The 19,640-nt window shown below is 71.5% G+C and carries 22 protein-coding genes; 12 read left to right on the top strand and 10 right to left on the bottom strand.

All coding sequences use genetic code 11. The features are described 5' to 3' along the window. The first annotated feature begins 162 nt into the window (after positions 1–162). The 3 genes from OG753_RS26290 (at position 163) to OG753_RS26280 (ending at position 3,301) form a co-directional block, all read left to right on the top strand. Positions 163–600, top strand: a complete 438-nt coding sequence (locus OG753_RS26290; RefSeq protein WP_030012228.1) for a gamma-glutamylcyclotransferase — start codon at positions 163–165, stop codon at positions 598–600. A gap of 198 nt (positions 601–798) precedes the next feature. Continuing rightward, positions 799–1,605, top strand: coding sequence for a purine-nucleoside phosphorylase (locus OG753_RS26285; RefSeq protein ID WP_327264134.1), 807 nt, complete (start codon positions 799–801; stop codon positions 1,603–1,605). 82 nt (positions 1,606–1,687) lie between these two features. After that, complete coding sequence (locus OG753_RS26280; protein WP_405792810.1) at positions 1,688–3,301, top strand: phospho-sugar mutase; 1,614 nt, start codon at positions 1,688–1,690, stop codon at positions 3,299–3,301. A 215-nt stretch (positions 3,302–3,516) separates the two neighbouring features. Here the strand turns inward: OG753_RS26280 and OG753_RS26275 are convergent, their stop codons facing one another. Genes OG753_RS26275 through afsQ1 form a run of 3 tightly spaced genes read right to left on the bottom strand, consistent with a single transcriptional unit; the run spans position 3,517 to position 6,306 of the window. Further along, the gene (locus tag OG753_RS26275; RefSeq protein ID WP_327264133.1) at positions 3,517–4,152 is read right to left on the bottom strand and encodes a hypothetical protein; all 636 of its coding nucleotides are present in this window, start codon (positions 4,150–4,152) and stop codon (positions 3,517–3,519) included. Beyond that, a complete protein-coding gene (locus tag OG753_RS26270; protein WP_327266907.1) occupies positions 4,145–5,575 on the bottom strand; it encodes a HAMP domain-containing sensor histidine kinase in 1,431 nt (476 codons plus the stop codon). Before OG753_RS26270 ends, OG753_RS26275 begins: the two co-directional genes overlap by 8 nt. Before the next feature lie 53 nt (positions 5,576–5,628). After that, entirely contained in the window at positions 5,629–6,306 is a 678-nt protein-coding gene (gene afsQ1 / locus OG753_RS26265; protein ID WP_063754818.1) for a two-component system response regulator AfsQ1, read from the bottom strand. A gap of 188 nt (positions 6,307–6,494) precedes the next feature. Between afsQ1 and OG753_RS26260 the strand changes: the two genes are divergently transcribed. Further along, on the top strand, positions 6,495–7,193 hold the full coding sequence (locus OG753_RS26260) for a SigE family RNA polymerase sigma factor (RefSeq protein ID WP_301367029.1): 699 nt from the start codon (positions 6,495–6,497) through the stop codon (positions 7,191–7,193). Between the two features lie 139 nt (positions 7,194–7,332). Here the strand turns inward: OG753_RS26260 and OG753_RS26255 are convergent, their stop codons facing one another. Further along, positions 7,333–8,034 (bottom strand): uridine kinase, encoded by a 702-nt coding sequence (locus OG753_RS26255; RefSeq protein WP_327264132.1) that lies wholly within the window; start codon positions 8,032–8,034, stop codon positions 7,333–7,335. A 51-nt stretch (positions 8,035–8,085) separates the two neighbouring features. Here OG753_RS26255 and OG753_RS26250 point away from each other — a divergent pair, with 51 nt between their 5' ends. Beyond that, a complete protein-coding gene (locus tag OG753_RS26250) occupies positions 8,086–8,436 on the top strand; it encodes a hypothetical protein (protein ID WP_401682053.1) in 351 nt (116 codons plus the stop codon). 82 nt (positions 8,437–8,518) lie between these two features. Here OG753_RS26250 and OG753_RS26245 read toward each other — a convergent pair whose 3' ends face one another. Genes OG753_RS26245 through deoC form a run of 3 tightly spaced genes read right to left on the bottom strand, consistent with a single transcriptional unit; the run spans position 8,519 to position 11,809 of the window. Beyond that, positions 8,519–9,412 (bottom strand): aldehyde dehydrogenase family protein, encoded by an 894-nt coding sequence (locus tag OG753_RS26245; RefSeq protein ID WP_405790348.1) that lies wholly within the window; start codon positions 9,410–9,412, stop codon positions 8,519–8,521. Further along, the gene (locus tag OG753_RS26240; RefSeq protein WP_401272748.1) at positions 9,405–10,841 is read right to left on the bottom strand and encodes an aldehyde dehydrogenase family protein; all 1,437 of its coding nucleotides are present in this window, start codon (positions 10,839–10,841) and stop codon (positions 9,405–9,407) included. Before OG753_RS26240 ends, OG753_RS26245 begins: the two co-directional genes overlap by 8 nt. A gap of 5 nt (positions 10,842–10,846) precedes the next feature. Continuing rightward, complete coding sequence (gene deoC / locus OG753_RS26235) at positions 10,847–11,809, bottom strand: deoxyribose-phosphate aldolase (protein WP_327266906.1); 963 nt, start codon at positions 11,807–11,809, stop codon at positions 10,847–10,849. A gap of 246 nt (positions 11,810–12,055) precedes the next feature. Between deoC and OG753_RS26230 the strand changes: the two genes are divergently transcribed. The 5 genes from OG753_RS26230 (at position 12,056) to OG753_RS26210 (ending at position 15,579) form a co-directional block, all read left to right on the top strand. Continuing rightward, positions 12,056–13,285: a hypothetical protein gene (locus OG753_RS26230; RefSeq protein WP_405790346.1), complete on the top strand. Its 1,230-nt coding sequence runs from the start codon at positions 12,056–12,058 to the stop codon at positions 13,283–13,285. Between the two features lie 83 nt (positions 13,286–13,368). After that, positions 13,369–13,980, top strand: a complete 612-nt coding sequence (locus OG753_RS26225; RefSeq protein ID WP_405790344.1) for a class F sortase — start codon at positions 13,369–13,371, stop codon at positions 13,978–13,980. Between the two features lie 36 nt (positions 13,981–14,016). Then, entirely contained in the window at positions 14,017–14,664 is a 648-nt protein-coding gene (locus tag OG753_RS26220) for a PH domain-containing protein (RefSeq protein WP_327264126.1), read from the top strand. Between the two features lie 97 nt (positions 14,665–14,761). After that, entirely contained in the window at positions 14,762–15,340 is a 579-nt protein-coding gene (locus tag OG753_RS26215) for a VanZ family protein (protein ID WP_405790342.1), read from the top strand. A gap of 38 nt (positions 15,341–15,378) precedes the next feature. Next, positions 15,379–15,579 carry a PspC domain-containing protein gene (locus tag OG753_RS26210; protein ID WP_327264125.1) on the top strand — a complete coding sequence of 67 codons (201 nt, stop codon included), beginning with the start codon at positions 15,379–15,381 and terminating at the stop codon, positions 15,577–15,579. Positions 15,580–15,636: 57 nt separating this feature from the next. Here the strand turns inward: OG753_RS26210 and OG753_RS26205 are convergent, their stop codons facing one another. The 3 genes from OG753_RS26205 to OG753_RS26195 all read right to left on the bottom strand — a co-directional run bounded on the left by OG753_RS26205 (position 15,637) and on the right by OG753_RS26195 (position 18,081). After that, entirely contained in the window at positions 15,637–16,398 is a 762-nt protein-coding gene (locus OG753_RS26205) for a hypothetical protein (protein ID WP_405790341.1), read from the bottom strand. A 137-nt stretch (positions 16,399–16,535) separates the two neighbouring features. After that, on the bottom strand, positions 16,536–16,793 hold the full coding sequence (locus OG753_RS26200; protein ID WP_327264123.1) for a hypothetical protein: 258 nt from the start codon (positions 16,791–16,793) through the stop codon (positions 16,536–16,538). Between the two features lie 139 nt (positions 16,794–16,932). Further along, positions 16,933–18,081 carry an adenosine deaminase gene (locus OG753_RS26195; RefSeq protein ID WP_327264122.1) on the bottom strand — a complete coding sequence of 383 codons (1,149 nt, stop codon included), beginning with the start codon at positions 18,079–18,081 and terminating at the stop codon, positions 16,933–16,935. Between the two features lie 114 nt (positions 18,082–18,195). Between OG753_RS26195 and OG753_RS26190 the strand changes: the two genes are divergently transcribed. Both OG753_RS26190 and OG753_RS26185 read left to right on the top strand, forming a co-directional pair. Beyond that, positions 18,196–18,927: an alpha/beta hydrolase gene (locus OG753_RS26190; protein ID WP_405790339.1), complete on the top strand. Its 732-nt coding sequence runs from the start codon at positions 18,196–18,198 to the stop codon at positions 18,925–18,927. Positions 18,928–18,998: 71 nt separating this feature from the next. Next, entirely contained in the window at positions 18,999–19,370 is a 372-nt protein-coding gene (locus OG753_RS26185) for a cupin domain-containing protein (RefSeq protein WP_383196296.1), read from the top strand. Positions 19,371–19,640: the final 270 nt, after the last annotated feature.

Genomic DNA, 19,640 nt, shown 5'->3' with positions numbered 1-19,640 from the left:
CTCACGTCTACCCGGCCGGCTGCCGCCCCGGCCGGGGTTCCGGGGGGTCTCCCCGGGGGATGCATTCCGTGCTCCATTGTCCCGCACGCTTCAAGGTGCTTCGCGCCCGGTCCCGCCATCCGGGCACGCGTGCACCGGCGCCCCTCCCGTACTCTCGACGACATGTCGCTCTACGCCGCGTACGCCGGCAACCTCGACCCGCGGCTGATGACGCGCCGCGCTCCGCATTCGCCGCTGCGCGGCACGGGCTGGATCAACGACTGGCGGCTGACCTTCGGCGGCGAGCAGATGGGCTGGGAGGGCGCCCTGGCCACGATCGTCGAAGCACCGCGCCACCAGGTCTTCGTGGCGCTGTACGACATCGCGCCGCTCGACGAGGACTCGATGGACCGCTGGGAGGGTGTCGGACTCGACATCTACCGCCGCATGCGGGTGCGCGTGCACACCCTGGACGGCGAGGAGGCGGCCTGGGTGTACGTCCTCAACGGCTACGAGGGCGGTCTGCCCTCCGCGCGCTACCTGGGCGAGATCGCGGATGCCGCCGAGTCCGCGGGCGCCCCGCACGACTACGTGATGGAAATCCGCAAGCGCCCCTGCTGACCCCTGCGGGGCACTCGGCCACCGCCGCCGCCCCGGGCCGTGCCCGCCGGCGTTCGAGGCGCGGGGCCCGGCGCGGAGCCCCGGTCCTTTGGCCCGCCGCCCCCGGGGACGATTCGGCGGAAACGACAAGGCAACGATCCGAACACCGTGAGCTGTGCCATCTACGCGCGTAGGCCCGAAGGAGTTACGCTCGTCCGCGTGAACGCATCTGTTACCGACCCCTTCGCCGCCGCCGACGCCGCAGCCGCCCGCCTGCGCGAGCTGACCGGCGTGGACACCCACGATGTCGCCCTCGTGATGGGCTCCGGATGGGCCCCCGCCGCAGAGGCGCTCGGCGCCCCTGAGGCCGAGTTCCTCGTCACCGAGCTGCCCGGGTTCCCGCCCGCCGCGGTCGAGGGCCACGGCGGCAAGATCCGCTCGTACAAGATCGGCGACAAGCGCGCCCTGGTCTTCCTCGGCCGGACCCACTACTACGAGGGCCGCGGCGTCGCCGCCGTCGCCCACGGCGTGCGCACCGCCGTCGCCGCCGGTTGCAAGACCATCGTGCTGACCAACGGCTGCGGCGGTCTGCGCGAGGGCATGAAGCCCGGCCAGCCCGTCCTGATCAGCGACCACCTCAACCTGACGGCCACCTCGCCGATCGTCGGCGCGAACTTCGTCGACCTCACCGACCTGTACTCGCCGCGCCTGCGCGCGATGTGCAAGGAGATCGACGCGACCCTCGAAGAGGGCGTCTACGTCCAGTTCCCCGGCCCGCACTACGAGACCCCGGCCGAGATCAACATGATCCGCGTCATGGGCGCCGACCTGGTCGGCATGTCCACCGTGCTGGAGGCCATCGCAGCCCGTGAGGCCGGCGCCGAGGTGCTCGGCATCTCCCTGGTCACCAACCTGGCGGCGGGCCTGTCCGGCGAGCCGCTGAACCACGAAGAGGTCCTCCAGGCCGGCCGCGACTCGGCCGCCCGCATGGGCACGCTGCTGACGCAGGTCCTCGCCCGCATCTGATCGACGTACGAGAGGTAAGGCGGAAGCAGTGCAGGAACAGGCACAGGCACAGGACGACCTGATCACCCGGGCGCAGGCCTGGATGGCCGAGGACCCGGACCCGGAGACCGCGGCGGAGCTGGCCGCGCTCATCGAGTCGGGTGACACCGCGGAGCTCGCGGACCGGTTCTCGGGCACCCTGCAGTTCGGCACCGCCGGACTGCGCGGTGAGATCGGCGCGGGCCCGATGCGGATGAACCGCGGCGTGGTCATCCGGGCCGCGGCGGGCCTCGCGGCCTACCTGAAGGCCCGGGGCCACGACGGCGGCCTGGTCGTCGTCGGCTACGACGCCCGCTACAAGTCGGCGGACTTCGCCCGCGACACCGCGGCCGTCATGACCGGCGCCGGGCTGCGCGCGGCCCTCCTGCCCCGCCCACTGCCGACGCCCGTCCTCGCGTACGCGATAAGGCACCTCGGCGCCGTCGCCGGCGTCGAGGTGACCGCGAGCCACAACCCTCCCCGGGACAACGGCTACAAGGTCTACCTCGGCGACGGCTCGCAGATCGTCTCCCCGGCCGACACCGAGATCGCGGCGCAGATCGCGGCGGTCGAGAAGCTGGCCGACGTACCGCGCCCGGAGTCCGGCTGGCAGGAACTCGGTGACGAGGTCCTGGAGGCCTACCTCGCGCGCACGGACGCCGTCCTGACCCCCGGCTCCCCCCGGGGCGTGCGGACGGTCTACACGGCCATGCACGGCGTCGGCAAGGACGTCGTGATGGCGGCCTTCGCCCGGCACGGCTTCCCGGAGCCGGTGCTCGTCGCCGAGCAGGCCGAGCCCGACCCGGCCTTCCCGACGGTGGCGTTCCCCAACCCGGAGGAGCCGGGCGCGATGGACCTGGCCTTCGCGAAGGCCGCCGAGGTCCAGCCCGACATCGTGATCGCCAACGACCCGGACGCGGACCGCTGCGCCGTGGCCGTGCCCACGGCGGACGGCTGGCGGATGCTGCGCGGCGACGAGGTCGGCGCGCTGCTCGCGGCGCACCTGGTCCACAAGGGCGTCTCCGGCCGCGACAACGTCTTCGCCGAGTCGATCGTCTCCTCCAGCCTCCTGGGCCGGATCGCGGAGGCGGCGGGCGTCGGCTACGAGGAGACCCTCACCGGCTTCAAGTGGATCGCCCGGGTCGAGGGCCTGCGCTACGGCTACGAGGAGGCGCTCGGCTACTGCGTGGACCCCGAGGGCGTCCGCGACAAGGACGGCGTCACCGCCGCCCTGCTGGTGGCGGAGCTGGCCTCGGTGCTCAAGGAGCAGGGCCGCACCCTGACCGATCTGCTGGACGACCTGGCGATGGCCCACGGCCTGCACGCCACCGACCAGCTGTCGGTGCGCGTCTCGGACCTGTCGATCATCGCCGACGCGATGGCGGCGCTGCGCGCGCAGCCGCCGGTGTCGCTCGCGGGCCTGCGGGTGGTCTCGGCGGAGGACCTGTCCAAGGGCACGGAGGCCCTCCCGCCCACGGACGGCCTGCGCTACTACCTGGACGGCACGTACAAGGCCCGGGTCATCGCCCGCCCGTCGGGTACCGAGCCCAAGCTGAAGTGCTACCTGGAGGTCGTGGTCCCGGTGGCCGAGGCCTCCGACCTGGCGGCGGCCCGCGTCCGCGGCCAGGAGGTCCTGGACGCGATCAAGAAGGACCTCTCCGCGGCCATGGGCATCTGATTCTCCCCGCGGCGCTCGCGCGCCTCGGCTCCAGGGGCCTCTCCGCCACGCCGCGGAGCGGCTCGTGTCACAGCGCGCCGCTGCGCCGGACTCCGTCCGTCGGGCGCGCGGCCGGGGCTTCGGCCCCCTGCCCGGCCCGGTCCCGCCCCGTCCGGCGGGACCGGGCCTTCGCGTTCTCCGGCCCCGGGGCAGTGCGCCCGCGGCGCGACCGGCCGTCAGGAGGGGGCGGGGCTCGGCGTCGGGCGGGCGATCTCGCCCAGCGTCGGCACCGACTCCGGCCGCGAGCGGACCGCGTCCGTGCACTCCCACGCCCGCGGCGGATCCGCGTCCGGGCCGCCCAGGACCACCGGGCCCGGTCCCGCCTTCAGCGCCTCGCTGCCCGCCAGGGTGCACACGATCTGCGAGAGGGCCACCGGCGGCAGGTCCTCCGGCTTGCGGCTGAGCCGCACCGTGCCCGCCGGGTCGCCCGGCCTCGGCGCTCCGGCCGACAGTCCGGCCGGTACCTCGCTGGAGAAGCCGGCGTCCCGCTCCTCCGAGCTCGGCGTCCGCTCCAGTGCCTCCAGCAGCGCCTGCGCCACCATCGCCATGGGGTCCCGTACCGGCTTCTTCTCGGGCACCGGCACCACTCGTGACACGCCCACCAGCTGCGATCCGCAGACGAGTTCCACCGTGGCCCGGAAGCCCTGCACCCCGGCCGGCTGCTCCTGGGTGTCGCACGAGACCCGTGACGGGGCCGCGCCCACGTCCACCGGTACGGTCGTCGCCCGGATCCCGCAGGCCGATGTCGCGAGCAGCGCCACCGCGACGAACGGGACCAGCACCGCCGGTACCACCGGCAGAGCCCTACGCATCCGCGTCACCCTCGATCACCTTCCCCACGTCCACCGGCAGCCGCAGCGTGAACAGCGCCCCGCCGCCCGCCACGTTGGCGGCGGTGATGTCGCCGCCGTGGATGTGCGCGTTCTCCACGGCGATCGACAGGCCGAGCCCGCTGCCGTCCGATTTCGGCCGTGACGCGCTCGCCTTGTAGAACCGGTCGAAGACGTGCGGCAGGACCTCCTCGGGAATGCCCGGTCCGTTGTCCTGCACCGCGATCACCAGCCACTCGTCGTCCACCGTCACCGAGACCCGGACCGGCGAGCCGCCGTGCTTGAGCGCGTTGCCGATCAGGTTGGCGAGGATGACGTCGAGGCGGCGCGGGTCGAGCCGGGCCACGATGCCCCGCTCGGCGTCGAGTTCGACCGCGTCGAGCCAGGCCCGGGCGTCGATGCAGGCGGTGACCTGGTCGGCGACGTTCACGTCGTCCAGCACCAGCTTGGCCGTACCCGCGTCGAAGCGGGTGACCTCCATCAGGTTCTCCACCAGGATGTTGAGGCGGCGCGTCTCGCTGACGACCAGTGCGACGGCCGGTGCGATCATCGGATCGAGGTCGTCGACCTCTTCCTCCAGCACTTCCGCCACCGCCGTCAGCGCGGTCAGCGGCGTCCGCAGCTCGTGCGACATGTCCGCGACGAAACGCCGACTGGCCTCCTCGCGCGCGCTCATGTCGGCGACCTTCTTCTCCAGCGCCTCGGCCGTCTTGTTGAAGGTGTGCGACAGATCGGCGAGTTCGTCCGTGCCCGACACGTCCAGGCGGTGGTCCAGCTCGCCCTCGCCGAGCCGTCGCGCCGCGTCCCCGAGCCGCTGCACGGGCTTGAGCACCGTACGGGCCGCGGCCTGCGCCAGCAGCGCCGAGCCGAGCAGCGCGAGACCGGTGGCGATCGTCAGCGACCAGCCCAGCGCGTTCAGGTCGTCCCGCTCCTGCGCGAGCGACTTGTACATGTAACCGGTGGGCCCGCCGCCCACGATCCGCGTCCCGCCGACCAGATACGGCTTGCCGCGCGGCTTCGTCCGCTGCCAGTACATGTGGTACTCGGAGTCGTTGGCGGCGGTCGTCTTCTGCCGGTCGTTCACCGCGTTCTGCAGGGACTTCGGTACGTCGGCCAGCCCGAAGGAGTCGGGGCCCGCCGCGCCGAAGATCTGCCGGTTGTCCTTGCCCACCTGAACCAGCAGCACGCTGTATCCGGGGCTGCTGCCCGCCATCAGCTCGGCGGTGCGCTGCAGCTCGTCCGCGGTGGGATCGGCGGGCAGCGCGGCTGCCCGGTTCTGCATCTCCTGCCGGAAGTCACCGAGCGCCGCGTCCTGGACGCGGGTGAGGACCGCCTCCCGGTTGAGCCAGTAGGCGATCCCGGAGGCGGAGACGGCGGCCGTCAGCGCGACCAGGGCGAACACCATGAGGAGCCGCAGCCGCAGGCTGGTCCAGCGCCGGCCCGCGAGCAACGACCGGATCACTGCGGGGAGTCCAGGCGGTAGCCGACGCCCCGGACGGTACGGATCAGGGTGGGCGAGGACGGCACGTCCTCGACCTTGGCCCGCAGCCGCTGCACACAGGCGTCGACGAGCCGCGAGTCACCGAGGTAGTCGTGCTCCCAGACCAGCCGCAGCAACTGCTGGCGCGACAGCGCCTGCCCGGGCCGGCGGCTCAGTTCGAGCAGCAGCCGCAGCTCGGTCGGGGTGAGCTGGAGGTCCTCGCCGTTCTTCGTCACCGTCATGGCGGCACGGTCGATGACCAGGGAGCCGAAGCTCGCCGAATCGCTCGACTCGCGCTCGCCGCGGCGCAGCACGGCACGGATACGGGCGTCGAGGACGCGGCCCTGCACGGGCTTGACGACGTAGTCGTCGGCGCCCGACTCCAGGCCGACGACCACATCGATGTCATCGCTGCGCGCGGTGAGCAGGATGATCGGCAGTTGGTCGGTGCGGCGGATCCGCCGGCACACCTCGAAACCGTCGATCCCTGGCAGCATCACGTCCAGCACGATCAGATCCGGCCGCTGCTCGCGCAGCAGTTTCAGGCCGTCCTCGCCCGTCGCCGCAGTGGCCACACGGTGGCCCTGGCGAGACAGGGAGAGTTCGAGGGCCGTGCGGATGGCGTCGTCGTCCTCGATCAGCAACAGGAAAGGCACGGGCTCATTCTGTCCCATCGGCAGTCGGGAGTTCGACCGTCGCGCGACGTGATCCTGTCGGGGTCCTGTCAGAAGTCGCTGTGACAGGGCTGTGACAGTCGACGGACACCCCGGTTAAGTCGGCGGGGCAATCTTCTATCAACGCACAACGGACCGAAGCAGACACACTCCACGACGGGGGGCGCGAGATGAACACGCTGCACAGCACCACCACCAGCGCGGTTGTCACGCGGCTGCACGATGTGAACCGCCGGGCGGGTGTCCGTACGGTGGCGGTCGCCCGTCCCCGGCCGGCCCACGTCGTAGCCATTGACGCAAACCAGTACCAGGCGGTTCCCGCCGCCGAGCAGACTCCCTCCTCCACCTCGGAGGCGGAGTTCACGGCGTACGTCCAGGAGCGGCGGGCGGCGCTGTACGCGACGGCCTTCCACCTCACCGGCGACCGCTACGAGGCCGAGGACCTGCTGCAGAGCGCGCTGTTCTCCACGTACCGCGCCTGGGACCGGATCAGCGACAAGGCTGCCGTCGGCGGCTACCTGCGCCGCACGATGACGAACCTGCACATCAGCGCCTGGCGTCGTCGGAAGCTGAACGAGTACCCGACCGAGGAACTGCCGGAGACGGCCTCCGACACGGACGCGATGCGCGGTACGGAGCTGCGCGCGGTCCTGTGGCAGGCACTGACCCGCATCCCGGAGCCGCAGCGCACCATGCTGGTGCTCCGCTACTACGAGGGCCGCACGGACCCGGAGATCGCGGAGATCCTCGGCATCAGCGTCGGCACGGTGAAGTCGAGCATCTGGCGCTCGCTGCGCCGCCTGCGGGAGGACGAGGCGCTGAGCTTCGGCCGTGACGAGGCGGAGTCCTTCGGGGAGCTCGTCGCGTAACGGCACACACAAAAGCCATCGGGCCAGGGGGCCCGTCCTACGGGGGTGGGGCGGGGGTCGCGGGGGGAAAAGGCGGGATCATGCGGACGGGGGTCCGCCTGATCCCGCCTTTTCGCATGCCGCGGGCCGGCGGCGGCCGCTACGCCGGGGTCGCCGTGCGGTGGCGTCCCGCTGCGGCCGCGGCCAGACGGCCCAGGGCCTCGTCGCCGGCGCAGGCGTGCGCGCCCAGGGAGACGTGGCGGGCCACGATGCCCCGTTCGGCGCGCATCAGCCGCAGGCCCCTGCGCAGCAGGAACGGCACGGACTTACGCCCCTCCCGCAGGTCACGGGCCAGTCGGCGGCGGAACGTCGTCGAGGGACGTCCCCGCAGGCAGATGGCGTCCGCGAGGAGACCGAGCTCCTGGCAGCGTGCGGCTATGTCGGCGGCGAAGATGCCCTCTGCGATGAACAGCGGGGTCCGGGCGATGTCGAGGCTCTCGGCGCCCGTGCGCGAGCTGGTCGCGATGTCGTAGACGGGGACGTCGGTCCGCCCCGCCGCGCACAGGTCGGCGATCGCGGCGACCGCCGCGTCCGCGTCCCAGGACAGCGGGGAGTCCCAGTCGATGTCGGAGCTGCCGTCGACGAGAGGGAGGGTGGGATCGTCGCCCTCCTTGTAGAAGTCGTCGAGGCGCAGCACGGGCAGCCCGGAGCGGGCGGCCAGCGAGGATTTTCCGGAGCCCGACGGACCGGTCAGCAGGACGACTCGGGTCGGCGAAGGAGAGGAGGAGCTCACGGGACACCAGTCTGAACCATTCCCCCGGGTAGGGGATCCTCCCGGTGGCCGGTTGGTGTCCAGGAACACACCTCAACTACGCTGCGTGCGCACGCGACTACGACCTCAGGCGGGATCTCCATGGCACGTCACGCAGCCCCTTCCCCACCGAACCGGCTCCGCAGCGCCGGACTGACCGTCTCGCTGGCCGGTGCGGCCCTGGCGATGGCCGCCGGCGGCGCCCAGGCCGGCGAGCTCGACGTCCCGGCGGCCCTCGCCGGGGTCGCCGACCCGATCGCGAACCTCAAGGTGAACCCGCTCGCCCACACCGGCGTGGACCCGCTGGACAACGGCGTCGCCACGAAGGTCGCGGACTTCCCGTCCGTCGGGACCGGCATGGTCACCGGCATCCTGACGCAGGGGCCCTCGGTCGGTGAGCTGCCCACCGCGGCCGCCTCCTCGCTGCTCGGGCCGGTGCTCCCGAAGAAGTAGCGCGCAGTGGGCACGAGAAGGCCCCGGCAGCGCGGGGGACGCTGCCGGGGCCGGTCTCGTACGGGGGCCTGTCCCGGGAGGACTAGTAGGACGAGCCGCCCGCGCCCAGCGACCCGGTGGGGTGCCAGACGGTCTTGGTCTCCAGGAAGGCCGTCATGCGGGAGGTGCCCGGGTCGGCGCTCCAGTCGTCCACAGGCTGTGGACGCAGGACGCGCTTGAGGTTGTCGGCCGCCGCGATCTCCAGCTCCTTGGCGAGCGCCGCATCGGCGCCGGCCAGGTCGATCGCGTTGACGTCCTGGTGGGAGGCCAGGTGCGGGCCCATCTCGCCGGCAATGCCGGACAGGATGTTGACGACGCCGCCGGGCAGGTCGGAGGTGGCGAGCACCTCGCCCAGGGACAGGGCCGGCAGCGGGGACTTCTCGCTGGCGATGACCACGACGGTGTTGCCCGTCGCGATCACCGGGGCGATCACCGAGACCAGGCCCAGGAAGGACGAGTCCTGCGGGGCGACGACGGTGACCACACCGGTCGGCTCCGGGGTGGAGAGGTTGAAGAACGGGCCCGCGACCGGGTTGGCCCCGCCCACGATCTGGCCGATCTTGTCGGTCCAGCCCGCGTACCAGACCCAGCGGTCGATGGCCGCGTCGACGACCGCGCCGGCCTTCGACTTGGACAGGCCCTCGGCCTCGCCGACCTCGCGGAGGAACTGCTCGCGGCGGCCCTCCAGCATCTCGGCGATGCGGTAGAGGATCTGCCCGCGGTTGTACGCGGTCGCGCCCGACCAGCCGCCGAAGGCCTTGCGGGCCGCGACGACGGCGTCACGCGCGTCCTTGCGGGAGGACAGGGGGGCGTTGGCCAGCCACTTGCCCTTGGAGTCCGTCACTTCGTACACCCGGCCGCTCTCGGAGCGGGGGAACTTGCCCCCGACGTACAGCTTGTAGGTCTTGAAGACGTTCAGACGGGTCGACTCAGACATCGAGGTAGCCCTCCAGGCCGTGGCGGCCGCCCTCGCGGCCGAAGCCCGACTCCTTGTAGCCGCCGAAGGGCGAGGTCGGGTCGAACTTGTTGAACGTGTTGGCCCAGACGACGCCGGCGCGGAGCTGGTTCGCGACCGCGAGGATGCGCGAGCCCTTCTCCGTCCAGATGCCGGCGGAGAGGCCGTACTGGCTGTTGTTGGCCTTGGCGACGGCCTCGTCGGGCGTACGGAAGGTCAGCACGGACAGCACCGGGCCGAAGATCTCGTCGCGGGCGACGGTGTGCGCCTGGGTGACGTTCGTGAAGAGCGTCGGGGCGAACCAGTAGCCGGAGGACGGCAGCTCGCACGCCGGGGACCAGCGCTCGGCGCCCTCGGCCTCGCCGGTCTCCGCGAGCGCGGTGATCCGGGCGAGCTGCTCGGCGGAGTTGATCGCGCCGATGTCGGTGTTCTTGTCGAGCGGGTCGCCCAGGCGCAGCGTGGACAGGCGGCGCTTGAGGGAGTCCAGCAGCTCGTCGTGGATCGACTCCTGGACCAGCAGGCGGGAGCCCGCGCAGCAGACCTGGCCCTGGTTGAAGAAGATGCCGTTGACGATGCCCTCGACGGCCTGGTCGATGGGGGCGTCGTCGAAAACGATGTTGGCGCCCTTGCCGCCCAGCTCCAGGGTGACCTTCTTGTCGGTGCCGGCGACGTGGCGGGCGATCTTCTTGCCCACGGCGGTCGAGCCGGTGAAGGCGACCTTGTTGACGTCCGGGTGCTCGACGAGGGCCGCACCCGCGTCGCCGTAGCCGGTGAGGATGTTGACGACACCCTTGGGCAGGCCCGCCTGGCGGCAGATGTCCGCGAAGAACAGCGCGGAGAGCGGGGTCGTCTCGGCGGGCTTCAGCACGACGGTGTTGCCGGTGGCGAGCGCCGGGGCGATCTTCCACGCGAGCATCAGCAGCGGGAAGTTCCACGGGATGACCTGGCCGGCCACACCGAGCGGGCGCGGGTTCGGGCCGTAGCCCGCGTGGTCGAGCTTGTCGGCCCAGCCCGCGTAGTAGAAGAAGTGCGCGGCGACCAGCGGGAGGTCCGCGTCGCGGGTCTCCTTGATCGGCTTGCCGTTGTCCAGGGTCTCCAGGACGGCGAGCTCGCGGCTGCGCTCCTGGATGATCCGGGCGATGCGGAAGAGGTACTTGGCGCGCTCGGAGCCGGGCAGCGCGGACCACTTCTCGAAGGCCCGGCGGGCGGCCTTCACGGCGCGGTCCACATCGGCGGCGCCCGCCTGGGCGATCTCGGCGAGGACCTCCTCGCTGCTCGGCGAGACGGTCTTGAATACCTTGCCGTCGGCGGCGTCGGTGAACTCGCCGTCGATGAAGAGCCCGTAGGAGGGGGCGATGTCGACGACCGAGCGGGACTCGGGAGCCGGTGCGTACTCGAATACAGATGCCATGGTGATCAGTCCACCGTCACGTAGTCGGGACCGGAGTAACGGCCGGTGCTCAGCTTCTGGCGCTGCATCAACAGGTCGTTGAGCAGGCTGGAGGCGCCGAAGCGGAACCAGTGGTTGCTCAGCCAGTCCTCGCCCACGGTCTCGTTGACCAGGACCAGGAACTTGATCGCGTCCTTGGTGGTGCGGATGCCGCCGGCCGGCTTCACGCCGATCTGGATTCCAGTCTGCGCGCGGAAGTCGCGGACGGCTTCGAGCATGAGCAGGGTGTTCGCCGGAGTGGCGTTGACCCCGACCTTGCCGGTCGACGTCTTGATGAAGTCGGCGCCCGCGAGCATGCCGATCCAGGAGGCGCGGCGGATGTTGTCGTAGGTCGACAGCTCACCGGTCTCGAAGATGACCTTCAGGCGGGCGGCGCTGCCGTCCTCGCGGACGCAGGCCTCCTTGATCGCCTTGATCAGCTCGTACGTCTCCAGGTAGCGGCCGGCGAGGAAGGCGCCACGGTCGATGACCATGTCGATCTCGTCGGCGCCGGCGGCGACGGCGTCGCGGGTGTCCGCGAGCTTGACGGGCAGGGCCGCGCGGCCGGCCGGGAAGGCGGTCGCGACGGAGGCGATCTTGACGTCGGCGCCGTTCAGCGCGGCCTTCGCCGTGGCCACCATGTCGGGATAGACACAGACGGCGGCCGTCATCGGGGTCGTACGGTCGGTCGGATCGGGATGGACGGCCTTGGCGGAGAGCGCCCGGACCTTGCCCGGGGTGTCCGCGCCTTCCAGCGTCGTCAGGTCGATCATCGAGATGGCCAGGTCGATGGCGTACGCCTTGGCCGTCGTCTTGATCGAACGGGTGCCGAGGGAGGCCGCGCGGGCCTCCAGGCCGACAGCGTCGACGCCGGGCAGCCCGTGCAGGAAGCGGCGCAGCGCACTGTCGGACGTCGTCACGTCAGCGAATGCGGTGAGGGTGGTGGGCATGGTCACCAGATGAGCATATCTACGCGCGTAGCGACCTGTCACCCCCGCCCCCGAATCCGCTATGGAATCGACACCTCCACTCTCCGTTACAAGGCGATGACAGGAGGCGGATCGTCCGGGTGTACAAGATCCGTAATTTTGTTCTCAGCAGCCCGCCACACCTGACCCGGTTGAACAGGACCGTCCAGACGCAACGCGGCATGCGACTCTCCTCCACTTCCTCGACCATGTATCCAAGGAGTCGTTATGCGTACCGCCCTCCTCCGCACGGCAATCGTCACAGCCGCCCTCTCGGGCGCGATGCTCGTTCCTGCCGCAGGTGCCGCGTTCGCGGCGCCCGCCCCGGCGGCAGCGACGGCAAAGGCGGCCGCGTCCGAGCCCACCAAGGTCGCCCTCGGCGACAACCTGGTGGCGCACATGGTCAACTCCATGACCGAGGCGCCCTCCGTGACGATCCACGTCGTGGACAAGGACGGCACGACGCACCCGCAGGCGCTGGTGTCCCTCAACCGCGCGCACACCACCGAGTCGAAGCAGGGGACGGTCTTCACCCTCACCAAGGCGGACACGGCCGAGCCGGTGCTCACCGTGACCGCGAACGGCGCCACCAGGTCCTTCCCGCTGCCGAAGGGCAAGGCGGTCCCCGCCCCGTCGGACAACAGCCGCTACGAGGGCCGGCCGGTCTACGTCGGCAACGGCATGGTCGCGGTGCTGCGCAACAAGTCCGAGGGCCCCGAGGCGTGGATCCGCTACGTCGGCACGGACTGGAAGCCGGGCGACGACTACATGACCCACGTCGTGGCCCTGGTGAACCGCGAGCAGACCTCCGACAAGGCGTACGGGGCCTCCTTCAGGCTGACCGGGGCACAGACCACGGCCCCGGTGCTCGTCGTCACCACCGGCGGGGTCGCCAAGTCCTACCCGCTGCCCGAGGGCAAGGCCGGCCAGGTCTGCTCCTCCGAGGTCACGTCGCAGGACATGGGCGCGGGCATGAGCGCCGACCTGTCCATGTCCCCCGACGGCCCGCGGGTCGCCCTGTGGACCTCCGGTGACGACACCACCCCGTGGCGGCTCCTGAACCGCGGCTTCCCCCAGCTGCCCGAGTCGGCGGGCATCATCGCCCGGATCGTGAACCCGGGCAGCGCCGAGCCGGTCTTCGAGTGGAAGACCCAGGGCGGCCCCATGCCGCTCGGCCGGGCCTCCTTCCCCGCTCTGCCCAAGGGCTGCAAGCTGAACCACAAGGTGACCGAGCCGGCCCCGACCACCACTGCGGGCACCACTGCGGCCCCGGCCCCCAAGCCGCAGACCGCCGGACAGACCTCCGTCGTCCCCAAGGGCGGGGTCGCCGCAGGGGCCGAGATCGCCGCCGAGGACACCGACAACTCGACCACCGTCCTGGCCGGCACCGGTCTCGCCGCGGTCTTCGCCGCACTGGGGGCGTCCGTACTGCTCCGCCGTCGCCGCGCCCAGCGCTGACGGAACCCCCTCGCCCTCCCGTCCTTGCCTTCCGGCGGGCCACCTCCGTGGTGGCCCGCCGGAAGCCGTTCCCGGAGCACCCCATGGCCCACCGCGCCCGCGTCCTGCTCGCCGCCGCCCTCCTGTGCGCCGCCCTGACCGGCTGCACCGCCGCGGCGGGTCCGGCGCCCGCCCCGCCCTCCGCCGCGCCGCCCTCCGTCGTACCCACCAGCGCTCCGCCCGTCGCCGCGACGGCCACCCCGATGCCCGCCTCCGAGCCCGTACGCGTGACGATCCCCGCGGCCGGCGTGGACACCTCCCCCGTCTTGAAGCTGGGCCTCGCCGCCGACGGCACCGTGGAGGTGCCCTCCGTGGCCGAGGCGGACAGGATCGGCTGGTACACCAAGGGCGTCACCCCGGGCGAGACCGGTCCCGCCGTGCTGATCGGCCACTTCGACACCGCCCGTGGCCCGGCCGTCCTCAAGGACGTCGCGCGCGTGCGCACCGGGGAGCAGATCACCGTCTCCCGCGCGGACGGCACCACCGCCGTCTTCCGCGTCCGGGAGCTCGAGCAGGTCGACAAGAAGGAGTTCCCCACCGCCAAGGTGTACGGGAACACCGACCGCCCGGAGCTGCGCGTCATCACCTGCGGCGGCGACATCACGGACGGCCACCGGCCCGACAACATCATCTTGTACGCCGATCTCGTGGGCTGATCCACCCGGGCGGCGCAGTGGGGCAGAATCGACCCCATGAGCAGCCAGCAGCCGACCGATGAGCCGGTCTACGAAGACCGGGTCTACCGCTCCTCCATGGGCGTCGTCGCGGGGGTGCTGCTGCTCGCGCTGACGGCCTGGCTCTGCGGAGACGCCCTGCTGCGCGGCTCGGACGGCACCCGGTGGATCGCGCTGGCGGTGACGCTGTGCGCCGTACCGCTGATCGTCGCGTTCACCATCCGGCCGGCCGTCTTCGCCAACGCCGACCGCCTGCGCGTGCGCAACCCCTTCCGGATCATCGAGCTGCCCTGGGCGGCGGTGGACGCGGTGCGCGCCGGGTACTCGGCCGAAGTGCTGGCCGAGGGTTCGAAGTACCAGCTGTGGTCGGTGCCGGTCTCGCTGCGCGAGCGGAAGAAGGCCAACCGGCAGCAGATGCGCCGCAGCGCCCAGGAGCGCCGCGACCCCGGCGCCTCGGGCGGCCCGGCCGCGAAGGCCCGCGCCGGCTCCTCCGAACCGATGCGCGCCAGTGCCGACCGGATCGTCGACGAGCTGCAGGGGCTGGCCGAGAGCGGTGCCTCGCGGCCCGGCGCCCAGGGCAGCGTGCGCGTGCGCTGGTCGTACGAGATCATCGCGCCCGCCCTCGCCGGCGCGCTGCTCCTGATCGTTCTGGTCGCCACCCGCTGACCGCCCGGGACGCCCGTCTCGTCCCCGTTCGCGTGCTCCCCGCCACAGGCCTCCCCGGGCCGGAACCGGGGCTGCCGGATGCTGCGTCCTCGCAGGTGTGCAGCGTCATGAGGCCGGCGAAAGCGCCGCCACCGCCACCGCGATCCACCTCCGTCTCCGCCTCCTGGCCGGGGTCCTGCTCGCCGCCCATTTCGTGGCCGTCGGCTGGCTGACCCTGCGGCCGCTGGACGTTCCCTGGGCCGCGGCGGCCAATCTCAGCCCGCTGGAGGGGATCAGCGCGCATCTCGCCCTCGGGCCCCTGGAGGCCGCCCGGCGGATCGGCGGGGGGCTCGCGCTGCTGGCCCCGCTCGGGGTGCTGGTGCCGCTGATCAGCGGACGGCTGGCGCCGTCGGCTCTGTCGGCGTGGTCCTCCCTGGCCCGGACGGCCGCCGCGGGCGCGCTGGTCTCGGTGTGCATCGAAATGCTCCAGACCGCCGTCCCGGGCCAGGTCGTCGACGTGGACTCGGTGCTGCTGAACACCCTGGGTGTGGTGCTCGCGCACGTGGCCGTCGTACCGGCGCTGCGGGCCCGGCTGAGGCGCTCACACACCGTTTATCAGGGGGATACCCCGAAGATTTCCAGGGTCGGGCTCGGCCGCTGGACCGACGTTCTGTCGGCGGTCCAGCGGGAGTATTGAGGCATCGCAAGAAAGCGATCCCGACGAAGGAGAACCTCATGAGCGCCCTGGTCCGCCCCCGTGACGGCCGCTGGATCGGCGGAGTCTGCACCGGCCTGGCACGGCGTTTCGGAATTTCCGCGAACGCGATGCGCGCCATATTCGTGGTCTCGTGCCTGCTGCCCGGACCGCAGTTCCTGGTCTACATCGCACTGTGGGTGCTGCTGCCGAACGAGAAGTCCGCCTCCGCCGCCTGGTAGACCGGTGCCGGCCGTCCGGCCGGCCGCCCGTGTCCGCCCGGCGGCGGGCCGCCCCGGTCAGCCGGCCTTCTGGACCTTCTCCAGCGACTTGTCCGCCACTTCCTGCGGCACCTGCGCCTTCTGCTGGGCCGCGGCCACATTGAGGGCCGTCAGCCGTACGACGGTGTCGCCCTTGCGTACGACGACCAGGTGGACCTGCGCCGAGACGCCCTCTGCAGCCGCGGTCATGGTCCAGCTGACGGTCTCGTCGCCGCTGGTGCGGTAGGCGGCGGCCCGCACCTCGCGGTAGCTGCCGGTCTGCTTCTCGATCTTGGCGGAGAACCCCGAACCGCAGGCGGCGACGGCGGCCTTGAGCCGGGCGATCAACGCCTTGGCGTCGCTCTCCGCGTAGGTGCTGACGGAGGCGGAGACGGCGAGCCCGATCTGCTTCTGGGAGCCGATGCCGCGGCTGACGGTCTCGCGGGCGGACGGGTCCGGTGCGTCGCCCATGGCGTCGGCGAGCGGCTGGCAGGCCTTCTTGTCGGCCTGTGGCTGACCGTCAGGGGCGTTGGGGTTCTTGCCCTGGGCGGAGATCTGGTATCCGGCGAGGTCGCCCTGTGCCAGCGCGGACCGCTCAAGCCTGCTGCCACCGGTCTTCGGCGCGGCCGATCCGGTCGCTGCGGTGGACGGCGCCGGGGCTCCGGGCGCGGCGGAGGAACTGCCCGCAGAGCCCTTCGGATCGGGGGCCTTGCCCGTCGCCGGGGTGTTCGTACTGCTGCAACCCACCGCTGCGAACAGCAGGGCGGGGACCAGCGCGACCATCGTCGCTCGTGGCTTCATGCGCATGACCGTGAACCTCATACCCAAGACGTCGGCGGGCAGTTGGTGGCGATCGTGGCACACGGTGCGGCGGGACACATACCCGCTCGAAGGGGCATCCGCCCACCGCACACGTGTACGCGTCACAACGGCACGTATCAGGTGCCGAGGCCGTTCAGAGCGCCGGTCAGCGGGGTCAGGGCTCCGGTGACCTGAGAGGTGGGGTCGCTCGACTGCTGTCCTTCGGGGCTCACGTGCTGCTGGCTGGTGACGCCCTGGAGCGCGCCGGTGGCGGTGCCCAGCGCGTCGTTCAGGCCGATCGCCGGGGCGGCGGCGGAGGCGGTACCGGCGGCAACCGCGGCGAAGGCGACACCGAGAACGGCGGTACCGAGGGTCTTGGCAGCTGACTTCTTCATGAAAAGTTGTCCTTGCTACGGGGAAATGAGCGGCTCCGCAAACTAGTCACTTCAAACCCCCGCCCGCAAACATCCTTAAATACGAGAAAGCGCCCGGGAATTCTCCTTCCCGGGCGCTTCCGTTACGTCACGCCGTGGCCTAGGCCGAGACAGAACCGCTGGTCGAAGCGGTCTGCCGGAACAGCCACTCCGACTTCAGCTCCGCGTAACCGGGCTTGATCACTTCATTGATCATGGCCAGTCGTTCATCGAAAGGAATGAACGCGGACTTCATCGCATTGACGGTGAACCACTGCATGTCATCGAGGGTGTAGCCGAAGGTGTCGACCAGGTGCTCGAACTCGCGGCTCATGCTGGTGCCGCTCATCAGGCGGTTGTCCGTGTTGACCGTGAGCCTGAAGTGCAGCTTGCGCAGCAGACCGATCGGGTGCTCGGCGTACGAGGCCGCCGCGGCGGTCTGCAGGTTCGAGGTCGGGCACATCTCCAGGGGGATGCGCTTGTCCCGGACGTACGAGGCCAGGCGGCCCAGGGTCACGGAACCGTCCTCGGCGACCTCGATGTCATCGATGATCTTCACGCCGTGGCCGAGGCGGTCGGCGCCGCACCACTGCAGGGCCTGCCAGATCGACGGCAGACCGAAGGCCTCGCCCGCGTGGATGGTGAAGTGGTTGTTCTCGCGCTTGAGGTACTCGAAGGCGTCGAGGTGACGGGTGGGAGGGAACCCGGCCTCGGCACCGGCGATGTCGAAGCCGACCACGCCGTTGTCGCGGTAGCGGTTCGCCAGCTCGGCGATCTCCAGCGCGCGGGCGGCGTGGCGCATCGCGGTCAGCAGGGCGCCGACGCGGATGCGGTGGCCATTGGCCTTCGCGCGGCGCTCGCCCTCGCGGAAGCCGTCGTTCACGGCCTCGACGACCTCTTCGAGGGTGAGGCCGGCTTCCAGGTGCTGCTCGGGCGCGTAGCGGATCTCGGCGTACACGACGCCGTCCTCGGCCAGGTCCTCGGCGCACTCGGCGGCGACCCGGAAGAGGGCGGCCTTCGTCTGCATGACCGCGCAGGTGTGCGCGAAGGTCTCGAGGTAGCGCGGCAGGGAGCCGGAGTCGGCGGCCTCGCGGAACCAGATGCCGAGCTTGTCGGCGTCGGTCTCGGGGAGGTTCTCATAGCCGACCTCGCGGGCCAGCTCGATGATGGTCCCGGGGCGCAGTCCACCGTCGAGGTGATCGTGCAGCAGCACCTTCGGGGAACGACGGATCTGGTCCGCGGTCGGCAGGTTGGGGGTCTCGCTCGTCATCTGCGCACTCTAGCTCCTACGCGCGTAGAGCGGGGTGTCGACGGCAGGCGTCGATATGTAACAGAGACCGTGCGGACGGATGGCGTACACCTGAAGGTCTGAGACTGTTCCGCCATGGCACAGCATGCGCCGCCGGCGCGCGGGGCCCGTCTGGGGCGGGCGGCCGGCGCGATCGGCTCGGGTTCGACGGCAGATTCGGTCAACGGGGTGGTGCTCCTGCTTCCCGGGGCATCCAGGTTCTCCCCCGGTCCCATGCGTCCGCTCGCGCGGGCGCTGGCCCGGGCGGGCGGGGCGGAGGGGCTGGTCACGCACACGGTCGTGCACGGCGGGGATTCCTCGCGGGAGGAGCAGGCGCGGTGGGCGGCGGACGAGGTGGTGCGACGGTACGGGGACGTGCCGGTGTGCCTGGCCGGCTATGACGCGGGAGGGCTGGCCGTGCTCCGGGCGGCGGGGCACGGGGCGGTCAACTCGGTGGTGGCGATCGCCCCTTGCTTAGGGACACAGGGCCGTACGGACCCCCCGGAACCGGTGAAACAGCTGTCGGGGCGGCAGGTGTTGATCGTCCACGGCACCAACGACGCGCGCAGCGACCCAAAGAGCTCCTTCCTGCTGGCGGCGAGGGCGAAGAAGGCGAACCGCTCGACGTGCCGGTTCGAGGTGCATTCGGACGGGCACGGGCTGCGCGAGCACCAGCCGGAAGTGGTGGCGCTGGCCGTGGACTTCGTCCTGGGCGCGGTGTTCTCGGGGCGGTATTCGCGGCCGGTGACGGATGCCCTGGCCGCGCCTCCGCCGCTGGGCCTGCGGATGCCGCTGGCCTCGGGCTTCGGAAGGTCCCTGAGGAGGTGAGCCCGCAGCGGGACGCGCGTACCGTGGGGAGTGGACTCGGGGTGTCGTTCCTCTCCCGGAGGCGACCGGTCATGGGCGGATTGGTTCACAGGAACTTCGACAAGCCTGACGAGACGCGGCCCTTCGAGGCCGGTACCGGCAGGCTGGACGTGTTCAACACCGAGAGCGGGGCGGTGGGACGCGCGGTCTTCGAGCCGGGCTGGCGCTGGTCGCTGCACATCAAGCCGCTGGCCGGCACGGACAGCTGCGAGTCCGCCCACACCGGGTACGTGGTGAGCGGCCGGATGAAGGTGGTCATGGACGACGGGGACAGCGCCGACCTCGGTCCGGGCGACTTCGTCCAGATCGCACCCGGGCACGACGCCTGGGTCCTGGGCGACGAGCAGTGCGTCGTACTGGACTGGACCGGCTACCGCGACTTCGCCAAGCCCGCCTCCGGCTGACCGGCCGCTGCTCCGGGATCACGCCAGTCCGTCCGTACCCGCCGCTCCGCCCCCTCACGGTCGGATGGCACCGGACGGATCTGGCGCGACCACCACGGCGGGCCGCGGGCTCAGCAGGACACGGGCCCCCGTTCTCGCCTGGGTGTCCGCTGCCGCACCGCGCTTCCCCCTCACGCCGTCCAGCCACTGTGCCTCTTCGGCATAGGCAGAGGGCGGCCGGTCAGGCGTCGTCTTGCCGCCTTGCGGGAACACGAGGGGTTTACAAACCAT

Origin of the sequence: Streptomyces sp. NBC_00029 (assembly GCF_045160505.1) — a bacterium.
Classification (GTDB): Bacteria; Actinomycetota; Actinomycetes; order Streptomycetales; family Streptomycetaceae; genus Streptomyces.
The sequence above is the reverse complement of the archived record's forward strand: the minus strand, read 5'-3'. Positions and strand labels throughout refer to the sequence as shown.

Excerpts from the sequence above, each read along its gene's own strand:
- OG753_RS26290 (WP_030012228.1), top strand. The coding sequence starts at position 163 with ATGTCGCTCTACGCCGCGTACGCCGGCAACCTCGACCCGCGGCTGATG.
- OG753_RS26280 (WP_405792810.1), top strand. The coding sequence starts at position 1,688 with ATGGCCGAGGACCCGGACCCGGAGACCGCGGCGGAGCTGGCCGCGCTC.
- OG753_RS26275 (WP_327264133.1), bottom strand. The coding sequence starts at position 4,152 with ATGCGTAGGGCTCTGCCGGTGGTACCGGCGGTGCTGGTCCCGTTCGTC.
- OG753_RS26270 (WP_327266907.1), bottom strand. The coding sequence starts at position 5,575 with ATGGTGTTCGCCCTGGTCGCGCTGACGGCCGCCGTCTCCGCCTCCGGG.
- OG753_RS26260 (WP_301367029.1), top strand. The coding sequence starts at position 6,495 with ATGAACACGCTGCACAGCACCACCACCAGCGCGGTTGTCACGCGGCTG.
- OG753_RS26250 (WP_401682053.1), top strand. The coding sequence starts at position 8,086 with ATGGCACGTCACGCAGCCCCTTCCCCACCGAACCGGCTCCGCAGCGCC.
- OG753_RS26245 (WP_405790348.1), bottom strand. The coding sequence starts at position 9,412 with ATGTCTGAGTCGACCCGTCTGAACGTCTTCAAGACCTACAAGCTGTAC.
- OG753_RS26240 (WP_401272748.1), bottom strand. The coding sequence starts at position 10,841 with ATGGCATCTGTATTCGAGTACGCACCGGCTCCCGAGTCCCGCTCGGTC.
- deoC (WP_327266906.1), bottom strand. The coding sequence starts at position 11,809 with ATGCCCACCACCCTCACCGCATTCGCTGACGTGACGACGTCCGACAGT.
- OG753_RS26230 (WP_405790346.1), top strand. The coding sequence starts at position 12,056 with ATGCGTACCGCCCTCCTCCGCACGGCAATCGTCACAGCCGCCCTCTCG.
- OG753_RS26225 (WP_405790344.1), top strand. The coding sequence starts at position 13,369 with ATGGCCCACCGCGCCCGCGTCCTGCTCGCCGCCGCCCTCCTGTGCGCC.
- OG753_RS26220 (WP_327264126.1), top strand. The coding sequence starts at position 14,017 with ATGAGCAGCCAGCAGCCGACCGATGAGCCGGTCTACGAAGACCGGGTC.
- OG753_RS26210 (WP_327264125.1), top strand. The coding sequence starts at position 15,379 with ATGAGCGCCCTGGTCCGCCCCCGTGACGGCCGCTGGATCGGCGGAGTC.
- OG753_RS26205 (WP_405790341.1), bottom strand. The coding sequence starts at position 16,398 with ATGAAGCCACGAGCGACGATGGTCGCGCTGGTCCCCGCCCTGCTGTTC.
- OG753_RS26200 (WP_327264123.1), bottom strand. The coding sequence starts at position 16,793 with ATGAAGAAGTCAGCTGCCAAGACCCTCGGTACCGCCGTTCTCGGTGTC.
- OG753_RS26195 (WP_327264122.1), bottom strand. The coding sequence starts at position 18,081 with ATGACGAGCGAGACCCCCAACCTGCCGACCGCGGACCAGATCCGTCGT.
- OG753_RS26190 (WP_405790339.1), top strand. The coding sequence starts at position 18,196 with ATGGCACAGCATGCGCCGCCGGCGCGCGGGGCCCGTCTGGGGCGGGCG.
- OG753_RS26185 (WP_383196296.1), top strand. The coding sequence starts at position 18,999 with ATGGGCGGATTGGTTCACAGGAACTTCGACAAGCCTGACGAGACGCGG.